The sequence below is a fragment of the Mucilaginibacter lacusdianchii genome (genome assembly GCF_009770985.1).
Classification (GTDB): Bacteria; Bacteroidota; Bacteroidia; order Sphingobacteriales; family Sphingobacteriaceae; genus Mucilaginibacter; species Mucilaginibacter lacusdianchii.
Window position 1 is genome coordinate 44,779 of record NZ_WSRW01000006.1, and the last position, 11,957, is coordinate 56,735.

Sequence of the window (11,957 nt, forward strand, 5' to 3'; positions counted from 1 at the left end):
ATTAGATATGAAATCAATTTTAACAAAATCGAGCTTGGTACTTGCAGCCACAATGATGATGGCATCATGCAAAAAGTTCGATGAAAAAAACAATAATCCGTTCGCGGCCAACGGCGATCAGGTGCAAACCGAATACTTTATCAATAACGCTATTATAGGCGCACAGCAAGATCCCGGCTTGTCTGAACGTATGTTTATTTTGTACTGGGTGCCTGCCGGACACGCTTTGCAGGACGAAGATGGTGAAACCTTTTCACAAGGTTCATTTGTAGATGATTGGGCTAGTGCCTACTACGGCCAGTCTTCTCAATGGCAAAATAACGTTACAACAGCCATTCAGATAGGAAATGACCAAATTGCAAAAGGTACATCAAAACCTTATACTAAAAACCTGATACAGGTAGCCAGAATTTGGAGAGCATACTTAATGAGCGAGTTTGCTGATACTTTTGGGCCTATGCCTATAGATGCCTTTCAGGGTACAAATCCAGAATTTAAAGATGTAAAAGCAGTTTATTATTATGCACTCGACGAATTAAAAGATGCAGTATCGAAACTTGATTTGACCGTCACCAACCCCGATCAGGTTAGAAGGGAAGACCCGGCTTATGGCTATGATTATGCAAAATGGCGCAAGTATGCCAACTCCATGCGTATGCGCTTGGCAATGAGATTATCAGAGGTTGATGGCTCAAAAGCTAAAGCAGAGTTTGAAGCAGCAGTAGCAACAAACGATTATATCACCAGCGCTGCTGATATGTTTAGCGTGCAAGAGTCAAGAGGTTGGGATCCGCTTGCAAGTGTGTTCCGCCGCGAATCATCATGGATGGGTTTACCAATATCAACCACCTATAACAATCTTGTTGTTGGTTTAGGTAGCATCACTTCTGCGTCGCAATTATCAGCAGGCTATCAGTCGGCAATCAAACCTGCCGATTGGTTAGGCCAGCGTTATACAGATCAGTTTGCAGTTAAAACTAACGATCCTATGGCAGGTTATTGGTTAAACGGCTTGCCTTTTTCAATAGATCCACGTGCATATAAAGTATTTAGCATACCGGGCGATATTACCAATCCTACTTATCCTGGTATTGGCGGTTCATATACAACCTCACAAGGGCAACTTAAAAATGCAGCAGGTGCAGTAGTAAAAACGCTTGATGCAAAATATACCTGGAACGCTAAAGTTGATGGTAATTGGGGTGAGAAAGCTTCAAGAAACCAAGCCATTACAACCAATGGTTGCAAGCCTTTGTTAAACTTAACTTATCGTAGTGGTGCAAACAGAAGAGTATTCTTTGGTCCGTGGGAAACCTACTTTTTGCTTGCCGAAGCCGCCGAGCGTAATTGGTCAACCAGTATAGGTGCAAAAGATGCTTATGAAACTGGTATAGCTAAAAGTTTTGAGTATTTTGGAACATCAGCTAACTTAGCTGCTTATGTTGCTTCAACTGACTATAACCGTGTAGGTACATCTGTTAGTTGGGATCATACAACTGAACCATCTGCAACTCGCACCATGAATTACGAAGATGGAATTACAGGTGCAAAAGGTACTGTTGATGTTGCTTACCCCAAAAATAATTTTTATAAATCAGGTTCTGTACGCAATGATCATATGACAAAAATCATGACGCAGAAATACTTGGCGCAATTACCTTGGTTACCGTTAGAAACCTGGAGCGATCATCGCCGCACAGGCCTGCCATTCTTCGAAAATCCTGCAGTTGAAGATGTAATGCCAGATTTACCAGCATTAAATAGTGGCAATTACATGACAAGTAATATTCAGTTTCAACCACAGCGTGTAAGATACCCGTCCAGCTTCAGAAACAGTAGTGTTCAAAGCTATAATAATGCAGTATCTTTATTAGGTGGTACTGACGCCGTTTTAACACCGCTTTGGTGGGCAAAACACTAATATAGATTTAGAACAATCGATAATCTATCTAAAGCCGTTTCATTTATGAAACGGCTTTTTTTGTGCCTGATAGCCCGGTTTTTAGAATTATTTGGAAGGATTGTAACAAGTTAGCTACCTTTACCCTGTTATAAACCACCTGAAATTAAATCAGCTGATAAATAGTGTTGTTTTGAGTTACCCACATACTGATTTGATGAAGCGTATTGCAATAGTTTTGCTTTTTATTCTTCTGGCTAAGCTTTCTTTTGGTCAAAGGCAAATTGGCACGCCCTTGATTTTTAATTATAAAGCAGAGCAATATAAAGGGGGCGTGCAAAACTGGGATGTAGCTCAGGATAAAAGAGGACTGCTGTATTTTGGCAATAAAGAGGGTCTGCTTTCTTTTAATGGCAAGTTTTGGAGCCATTACGCTTTGCCTAATTACACGGTTGTTCGTTCAGTAAAAGTAGATGAGCAGAACAGGGTATTTGTAGGCGGACAAGATGAACTGGGCTACTTTTTTCCGGATGAAGTAGGCGTTTTAAAATATCACTCCCTGCTAAGCAAATTGCCGCCTAATGAGCGCAAAATGGCCGATATATGGAATATTGCTGTCAATAAAGATGGCGCATTCTTTCGTTCGTGGGGTAGTATAATCCATTTTGATGACGGTGCTGTAAATGTGTATAAGCCCGATGTTTCCTGGGATTTTTTAGGTTGCGTAAATAACAAGATACTGGCTCAGTCCAGAAATAAGGGATTGCTTGCATTTGATAAAGGTACATGGGTGCCTTTTGCTGATGATTCTGTTTTAAGAAATACAGCTATATCCTTTGTGCTTCCTTATCATAAGGATACTATTATAGCCGGCACATTGAAAAAAGGCTTGTTTTTAATAGCCGGGGGCAAACTTATCAAGCAAAAAACGGGAATTGACCAAATGTTGGCCGATAGCCGGTTGGTGAGTGGTGTAAGGTTAAATAACGGGGGTATTGCCATTGGTACGTTAGGAGCCGGACTGGTTATTATAGACAAAAGGTGGCAAATTGTTCAGCAATATGCCGGAGCCGAAGGATTACAATCGGAAAGCGTTCATGCTGTTTTTAATGATGAAAATGGTTCTTTATGGCTGGCTCAGGATAATGGGTTAGACATGATTGCCATAAACAGCGCAGTGCGCTACATCTATCCTGATAAAAGCAATCCTATCACTTATAGCATGCGGGTTTACGACCATAAATTATACATGGGTACATCAAACGGATTGTTTTATACCCCGCTTGATGTTGCACAGAAAGACCTTGCCTTAAGTAAAGGTACTTTTAAAAAGGTTAAAAATACCGATGGACAGGTTTGGAATTTGGGGCAGTTAAATAACCATCTGGTAATAGGGCACGAAGACGGTTTGTATGAAATTATTAACGATGAGGGTCGGCAGTTATATGCACAACCCGGTACTTGGTTGTTTCAGCCGGTTTCTAACATTTATCCGTCAGCTCGCATTTTAGCAGGTACCTATAATGGCCTACAGCTAATTGGCGATACAGATGGAAAGTTGTTAAACCTAAGCACTGTAAAAGGGATTGATGAATCGTTGCGATTTTTTGTTTATGACCATAGCCGTAATACTGTTTGGGCTTCGCATCCTTATCATGGCGTATATAAGCTAGAGCTGTCGGTAGATATGACGCAGGTAGTTAAAAAAGGCTTGTACACACAAAAACAGGGGCTGCCTTCAACGTTGTACAACTATGTGTATCACGTGCATAACCGAACAGTGGTTGCAACGCATAACGGTATTTATGAATATGATGAAAGTGCGGGTACATTTAAATTCTCTTCATTTTTTGAGCCTTACTTTCACCACATCCCGGTTATCTATTTAAAAGAGGATAATGATGGCAATATCTGGTTTGTAACCGACCGGAAAGAGGTTGGCGTGGTAGAGATGCGCGACGAAAAAAAAGGGCAGGTTACTTATTTCCCTGAAATAAAAGGCAAGATAGTAGGTGGTTTTGAATCTATCTATCCCTACAATAGTCAAAATATATTCATCGGTTCCACCAGGGGCATTGTGCAGATTAATTACAAGCGCTTTAAAGAAAATACTAGAAAGCTGGACGTTGTACTGGGAAAAGTAAGCGTTATAGGTGAAAAAGAAAAACTTATTTACGGCGGATATTTTTTAAAAGATGGAAAGGTAAGTCAGATTCAGGCATCGCAAACTGTACCGCAATTAAAGTATGATGAGAATTACCTGCATTTTGAGTTTGCTTCCACACTTTACAACGAGCAAAATACCATTGAATACAGCTGTTATTTAGAAGGATTAGACAGGGGATGGTCTGCCTGGAGTGGAAAAAGCGACAGAGATTATACTGCTTTACCGGCCGGAACCTATACTTTCAAGATAAAGGCCAGAAGCCATACTGGCAATGAATCTAATGTTATTGCTTATACTTTCATCATTGCGCCGGTATGGTATAAAAGCATGTGGAGCTATGTTTTATATATTGGCCTAATAGTATTAGCCATTTACTGGTTGTTGAGGTGGCAGCGTAAACAGCATATTAAAGAAAAAGAGAAGCTGCAATATCTCAACCAGTTAGAGCTTGATAAAAACGAACGGGAGATCATTCGCCTACAGAATGAAAAGCTGGAGTCGGAGATTGATTATAAAAACCGTGAACTGGCCAACATGGTGATGCACCTGGTGCAACGAGGAAAAGTTATTGATAAGATAAAAGAAGAATTAAGTACTATGCTGGGCAAAAATGAGGGGGCATCTAATTCAACTCATTTTAAACGTTTGCTTCGACTCATTAATGAGGTAGAAAAAGGCGAAAAGGATTGGGAACAGTTTAATCAGCATTTTAATACTGTACACGCGCACTTTTTTAAAAAGCTTCAAAGTTCATTTCCTGACATCACTTTAAATGAACTGAAGCTGTGTGCTTATACCAAGATGAACTTATCTACTAAAGAAATTGCGCAGATGATGAACATTACCGTAAAAGCGGTTGAGATTGCACGATACCGCCTACGGAAAAAACTAATGCTACAACCCGATACCAATTTATATGCATTTTTGGGCCGGTTTGAAGAGGCTTCCAGCCATGCAGAGGTGTAGTTAATATTTGCATTCATAGTCAAACTTTAAGCTTTCTTCTTTTGTATTTAATAGACACTATGCTTTAATGATTACAGCTTGTTAAAGCCGTTATATTATCGTTTGCAAATAAGCCTCATGTTATTATATGATGGTGCTCATTCAGTCTTTCATTTGATAATCTTCAAAATAAATAGCATAATTCTTTAAGCTATACTGCTCTATAATTCTGCATTTTCGTTTAAATATAGAGCTTCATTCAAAAGAGGGGTTTTACTGTATAACTATTTGAAAATGAGGTTTTTTTTGAGCTATTGTAGGCCTTTTGTAGAGGGTTAAGAGTGCAAAAATACAATAAAGTAGAAACTAAGTAGGCCCGCTATTTTCATCAAATCATTTTTCGGAACAGTAGTTTTGGCTATCCAAATGGAGACTATCTCCAACAGATTCAATTAACCAATTTTAACTTAATTCAATGATTATGAAAAGAAGCTTTACGTTCTTTTTTTTCATCACTTGTCTGTTTCTTGTGCCGTTCTCTTTGTTCGCACAAGATGTACAGGTTACGGGCAAAGTGATATCCAAAGATGATAACCAACCCATCCCCGGCGTTACGGTTATTGTTAGAGGTACTACCCGTGGTGCAAGCACCGACGTTAACGGAAATTTTAGAATTTCTGTTCCTAAATTGGGTAGTACGCTCGAGTTTAGCCAAATCGGCCTTACTACCGAAACGGTTGTCGTAACCGGCACACAACCCTTAACTGTTACTTTAGGTTCTACGACTGCCTCACTTAACGACGTTGTAGTGGTTGGTTACGGTGTTCAGAAAAAGAAGGTAGTAACCGGCGCTATTTCCAGCGTTAAAGCAGCAGATATCGAAAACCAACCCATCACCCGCGTAGAACAAGCCCTGCAAGGCAGAACCTCTGGTGTAACCGTTGCCGCCAATAACGGGCAGCCAGGAGAGGCAGCCTCTGTACGCGTTCGCGGCATCACTAGTTTCAATGCTACCAATCCTTTATGGGTTGTGGATGGCGTTGTAGTAGATAATGGTGGTATAGGTACCCTTAATACATCAGATATTGAATCAATGGAGGTGCTTAAAGATGCTGCTTCTCAAGCCATCTATGGTACACGTGCATCTGCAGGTGTTATCTTAATTACTACTAAAAAAGGTAAGGCTGGTGGCATTCGTTTAAACTATAATGGTTATTATGGAACATCGGCCGCTGCCAAAAAACTAAACATGCTGGATGCAACCCAGTACGCTACTTTACGTAATGAAGCTGCTGCTGCTGACGGAAAAGCTTTACCATATGCCAACCCGGCTTCTTTTGGTACCGGTACAAACTGGCAGGATGCAATATTCAATAACAGCGCAAAGAGACAAAACCACGAAATAAGCCTGGAGGGTGGTAACGAGCGATCTACGTTCTACACTTCTTTTGGTTATTTAACCCAAGAGGGTATTGTAGCTACTGATATCTCGAAATACAAAAGAATTAATTACCGTATTAACTCTACGCATAAAGTATTTAAAAACTTTACTATCGGTCAGAACCTGGGCTACTCTTATGAAAAGACACAAGGTTTAGGCAATACCAACAGTGAGTTTGGCGGACCATTAGCATCAGCCATTCACCTGGACCCAATTACGCCGTTAGTGGAAACTGATCCCGCAAGAGCAGCAACATATGACCCAAGAGCCCGTAGGGATGCAAATGGTTTTCCGTATGGCATATCTCCAATTGTGGGCCAGGAAATGACAAACCCACTTGCCTACATTTCAACCCGTTTAGGTAATTATAGCTGGGCGCATAACCTGTTAGGAAATGTATTTGCTGAATTAGAAATTATTAAAGGCTTAAAAGTAAGGTCATCATTTGGTGGTAAAATGGCATTCTGGGGTACAGAAAGCTTTACGCCCGAGTTTTACCTGAACTCATCTAACATCAATACCATGACCCAGCTGTACAGAGACAGCAGACATCGTATAGATTATAACCTTTCTAATACTATCTCTTATACCAAAAGCATCAAAGACCATAACTTCTCTATCTTGTTAGGACAGGAAGCTTATCAGGATGGAAGTGAGGTTTCGAACAACGTACGTTATGACGGTATTCCGGCAACTACATTTGAGCAGGCTTCTTTTAATTACTCGGTGCCTACCACACAAAGAACAAGCGGAGCTGGTGATGGCCAAATACACCGCGTGGTTTCATTATTTACCCGTGTAAATTATAACTACCAAGAAAAATATTTGATAGAAGGTGTATTGCGTCGTGACGGATCAAGCCGGTTCGGTGAAAATCATCAGTATGGTATATTCCCATCATTTGGTTTAGGCTGGGTACCTACACAAGAAAAATTCTGGCCAAAAAATGATGTAGTTAATTTCCTGAAAGTTCGAGGTTCGTATGGTGTTGTGGGTAGCGATAATATCGGAGAGTTCCAATTTGTATCAACCATTGGCAGCGGACGTAATGCCGCTATTGGTACCGGATCTTACTATACCGGTTATAGCCCTAACGCGCCTGCCAACCCAGATTTGCGCTGGGAAGAAACCCGTTCTGCAAACTTAGGTTTCGAGGCTACATTAGTCAATGATTTGCGTTTTACTTTTGATTGGTATAACAAAAAAACATCAGGTATTTTACAAAACCCACGCATTCCGGGTTATGTAGGTGCAATCTCAAATCCTGCATCTAACGTTGCAGATATGGAGAATATGGGTTTTGAATTTGAACTGGGATGGAATAAAAAGTTGGGTGACGTAAGATTGGATTTAAGCGGAAACTTTTCAACGCTTAGAAACAGAGTAACCTACTTAGGCAACAACCTTGATTTTATTGAAGGTTCTGTTGGTTTCCAAAACATGTCATACGGTGTTACCCGTACCATAGTAGGCCAGCCTTATAACTCTTATTACGGTTTCCGCACTGAAGGCATTTTCCAAACCCAGCAAGAGATCGACTCATACAGAGGTGCAAAAGGCAGAATACAGCCTAACGCAAAACCTGGCGACTTTAAATGGAAAGACGTAGATGGTGACGGAGATATTGATGAAAACGATCGTGAGGTGTTAGGTAGCCCTATACCTAAATATACTTTCGGCTTTAACATCAACGTTGCCTGGAAAGGTTTCGACTTGTCGGCATTTGCCCAGGGTGCTGCTGGTTTCCAAGTGTTTAGCGGATTGCGCAGATCTTCACTTACTGCTGCTAACTGGCAAACTGAGGCTTTAGGGCGTTGGACCGGTGCCGGTACGTCAAATACTTATCCACGCCTAAGTGACTCAGATCCTAATAAAAACTTTATCAACCCGTCTGACTTCTTCCTGCAAAAAGGTGATTACCTGCGTTTAAGGACGTTGCAGATAGGTTATTCTTTACCTAAACTCCTGATCTCAAAAGCTCACCTTTCAAGATTGAGGATATATGTAACCAGCGAAAACTTGTTTACACTGACTGGCTACACAGGCTACAACCCTGAAATTGGTGGCGGCGTGTTCAGTATCGACCGTGGTGTATACCCGCTGGCCCGCTCATTTATGTTAGGTGTTAATGTTGGATTATAATTTTCGAAATAGAAAAATGAAAAGATATATCAATTGTATAGCAGCATTAGCTGTAAGCTCTCTGCTATTCAGCTCTTGCAAAAAGTTTCTTGAAGTACAGCCTAAAGGAACAGATCTGGAATCGAATTATTACCAGAACCAAGACCAGGCATTCAAGGGGTTGGTTTCCGTATATGATGTGGTTGCCTGGCAAGGTGGTTTGCTGACAACTAAAGAAAATGTGGCCATGGCCGCTTCTGATGATCATTTTGGTGGTGGTGAAGGTGCTGGCGACTTAACCTTCGTAAATATGGACAGGTTTACACTAACACCCGCCACTGGTCCGCAAGAAGATTTATGGAGAAGAGGCTATTCGGGCGTATTCCGTGCAAACATATTGCTCGAGAAACTGCCGAATACCCAAATGGACGAGAATCTTAAAAAGAGATATATAGCCGAAACCAAAGCGTTAAGGGCTTATTTCTACTTCGATTTGGTACGTTGGTTTAAAAATATTCCTTTATACACTACCAATATCACAGCCAGCGAAATGTATAACGTTACCCAGGCCGATCCGGCTGATGTGTTCAAGCAAATTGAGGCTGATTTGAAGGATGCCGCTGCTGAAACAAACTTACCAAACACTGTGCCTGCAGCTTCAGAGGGTGGAAGGTTCACCAAAGGTACTGTTCATGCACTGCTGGGTAAGGTTTACCTGTGGGAAAAGAAATGGGCAGATGCAGCTACAGAACTGAAAGAAGTAAATGGCACTCCTGGCCAGTTGAATGCAAAGTATGGTTACAAATTAATGGCAAACTTTGGGGATCTTTTCAATGGAGGTAATATTTACAAGTTCAATTCAGAATCTATATTGGAAATTGTTCATACCACCCTTTCTGCTGGTAACTGGGGTTCTGGTGTTGCAGCTACCGAAGGTAATATTCTGAACGTGATGAGTGGTCCGCGTGGCTACTCTCCAAAAACCGCAAACGCGCCTGATTATTATAGTGGTTGGAGCTACTTCCCGGTTACACAAAGCTTGTTTGACGCCATTCATTACGATCCGCGTTACAAGTATACAATTGCCAACTTGGATAGCTTAAAGCAAAACGGCATAGCCGACTATACGCCGGGCGCTCAAAACACAGGTTACTTTATGGCAAAATGGGTTGGACGCAATGCCAATTTACCCACAGGTGCCGGCGACCGTGACCTGAACTGGGGCCAGAATATGTATGACATCCGTTTGGCTGATACTTACCTGATGGAAGCAGAAGCTTTGGTAATGGGTAACGCCGACTTAGGCCGTGCGGCCGAACTGATTACTGCCGTAAGGGCCCGTGTAGGTTTAGGTGCGGTAGCTGCTACAATGGATAACATCAAACGCGAAAGACGTTTGGAACTGGCTGGCGAAGGTCAGCGTTGGTTTGACTTGGTTCGTTGGGGTGATGCACCAGTTGTATTAGGCTCGCAAGGCTTTGTAGCGGGTAAGAATGAAATACTGCCAATTCCGCTTAATGAGTTAAGTAATACTCAAATTAAGCAGAGCAAAGAATGGGGAGGAACGAAATAACATCATTGTAACATGACATTAAATTTTAATCAGAAGCGCAAAATTGCTATAGTAGCAATGGCTTCTACCATCATAGGTTATATTGGCTGTACCAAAGAAAGAAGTGGCAATAACGGTTTAGATGCCAATAATTTGACAGCAGGTTTTACTATAACGCCTGTTGCCGGTAAAACCAATACGTATGCGTTAAAAGCACAAGAAACCGGAGTAATCAACGTAAAATGGGATATAGGCGATGGCAGTGGCTTGGCGCCAGGTAAAACAGTAGACACTGTATTTTACCCTGATGCCGGTAAATACACCATAACCCTTAAAGCTGTAGGTATTGGAGGAGTGGAAAAAACTGCAACGCAAGACCTGACTGTGGCTACATCTGATCCGGTTCGCGGTAATTTACTGCAAGGTGCCAAAATGGCTCCGGGCGATGAGGCAAAGTGGACCACCTTAAACTTAAGCGCTGTACCGTTAACCCTTACTTATGCTAACAACAAGCTTACATTTAGCGGTGGTGCAAGCAGCCATACTGGTATTTACCAGGCTGTGCAGGTTCAGGCTAATAAAAAGTATAAGGTTGATATGGCTGTTTCCGGCAGCGGTGCCACCGATACCTGGTTCGAGGTATATGTAGGTCAGGCCGTTCCGGTGCAAGGCCAGGATTATAATGATGGCGGTACCAGACTAGCTTTAAATACCTGGAATGGTTGCGGCAAAACGGCCTTTAGTGGTAAGCTTTCTGCTATCTCCTGCGGTGGTTCAGGTGGTGGTGTGGTGTCTTTCCCAACTGCTGGTACGGCTTACGTTGTGATCAGAACAGGCGGTAGCAACTTAGGTGCAACCGGCATCTCTGTCACCAACTTGGAATTGCGCCCGGTAGAGTAATTTTAAAAGGGTTTTAAGCTCTGCCACTTAAAGGCAGAGCTTTTTTTATCTCCTGTGCTAAACAGCTAATTCAATGAAATATCAAAAAGCTTTAATATTACTTGGAAGTATTTTTCTCTTATCCTGCTCCAAAAAAAAGCAAGAAGCCATTCCATATTTCCAGATACCAAAGCTCGAGGATAAAAACTGGGCGTTTGAAACAACGCCCGTTTGGGCAGATGAGTTTGATTATACCGGTCTGCCCAATGCTGGCAAATGGGACTACGATATAGGCGGAAGCGGATGGGGCAACAACGAGCTGGAATATTATACAAACAGTATTAATAATGCCAGCATTGCCAACGGCAAACTAACCATAACAGCCAAAAAAGAAACCCTTGGCGGAAAGGAGTATACCTCGGCACGTTTAGTTACCCGAAACAAAGGAGACTTTTTATACGGCCGGTTCGAAATAAGAGCAAAACTGCCAGCTGGTAAAGGAACTTGGCCTGCTATATGGATGTTGCCTACAGACTGGAGCTACGGTGAATGGCCAAAATCTGGAGAAATTGACATTATGGAACATGTAGGATACGACCCTGATGTTATCCACATTAGTACCCATTCTGAGGCATATTATTTCAAGTTAAATACCCAAAAAACCGCTACCCAAAAAATACAAGGAGCCACTGCCGATTTTCATTTGTACCGTTTAGATTGGACCCCCTTTGCTATACGAGGGTATATTGACAATCAAAAAGTATTTGAATTTACCAACGAAGGCTCCGGCTACCGTGTATGGCCATTTGATAAACGGTTTCACTTGCTGCTCAATGTGGCCGTTGGTGGTGACTTGGGTGGTGCGCAGGGCATCGACAATAATTCTTTTCCGAATGCAATGGAAGTAGATTATGTAAGGGTATATAAAATGATTGAAAAGTAGTTGTTCATT

6 protein-coding genes are annotated in these 11,957 nt (G+C 41.7%); all 6 read left to right on the forward strand.

The genetic code is table 11. The annotated features are described in order from the left end of the window. Positions 1 to 7 precede the first annotated feature (7 nt). The gene (locus GPM24_RS20320; RefSeq protein ID WP_158829245.1) at positions 8 to 1,921 is read left to right on the forward strand and encodes a SusD/RagB family nutrient-binding outer membrane lipoprotein; all 1,914 of its coding nucleotides are present in this window, start codon (positions 8 to 10) and stop codon (positions 1,919 to 1,921) included. 196 nt (positions 1,922 to 2,117) lie between these two features. Further along, the gene (locus GPM24_RS20325; RefSeq protein ID WP_158829247.1) at positions 2,118 to 5,033 is read left to right on the forward strand and encodes a triple tyrosine motif-containing protein; all 2,916 of its coding nucleotides are present in this window, start codon (positions 2,118 to 2,120) and stop codon (positions 5,031 to 5,033) included. 460 nt (positions 5,034 to 5,493) lie between these two features. After that, complete coding sequence (locus tag GPM24_RS20330) at positions 5,494 to 8,595, forward strand: SusC/RagA family TonB-linked outer membrane protein (RefSeq protein ID WP_158829249.1); 3,102 nt, start codon at positions 5,494 to 5,496, stop codon at positions 8,593 to 8,595. Between the two features lie 16 nt (positions 8,596 to 8,611). Further along, on the forward strand, positions 8,612 to 10,147 hold the full coding sequence (locus GPM24_RS20335) for a RagB/SusD family nutrient uptake outer membrane protein (RefSeq protein WP_158829251.1): 1,536 nt from the start codon (positions 8,612 to 8,614) through the stop codon (positions 10,145 to 10,147). Between the two features lie 12 nt (positions 10,148 to 10,159). Next, positions 10,160 to 11,026 carry a PKD domain-containing protein gene (locus GPM24_RS20340; protein WP_158829253.1) on the forward strand — a complete coding sequence of 289 codons (867 nt, stop codon included), beginning with the start codon at positions 10,160 to 10,162 and terminating at the stop codon, positions 11,024 to 11,026. A gap of 73 nt (positions 11,027 to 11,099) precedes the next feature. Next, complete coding sequence (locus GPM24_RS20345) at positions 11,100 to 11,948, forward strand: glycoside hydrolase family 16 protein (RefSeq protein WP_158829255.1); 849 nt, start codon at positions 11,100 to 11,102, stop codon at positions 11,946 to 11,948. Positions 11,949 to 11,957 lie beyond the last annotated feature (9 nt).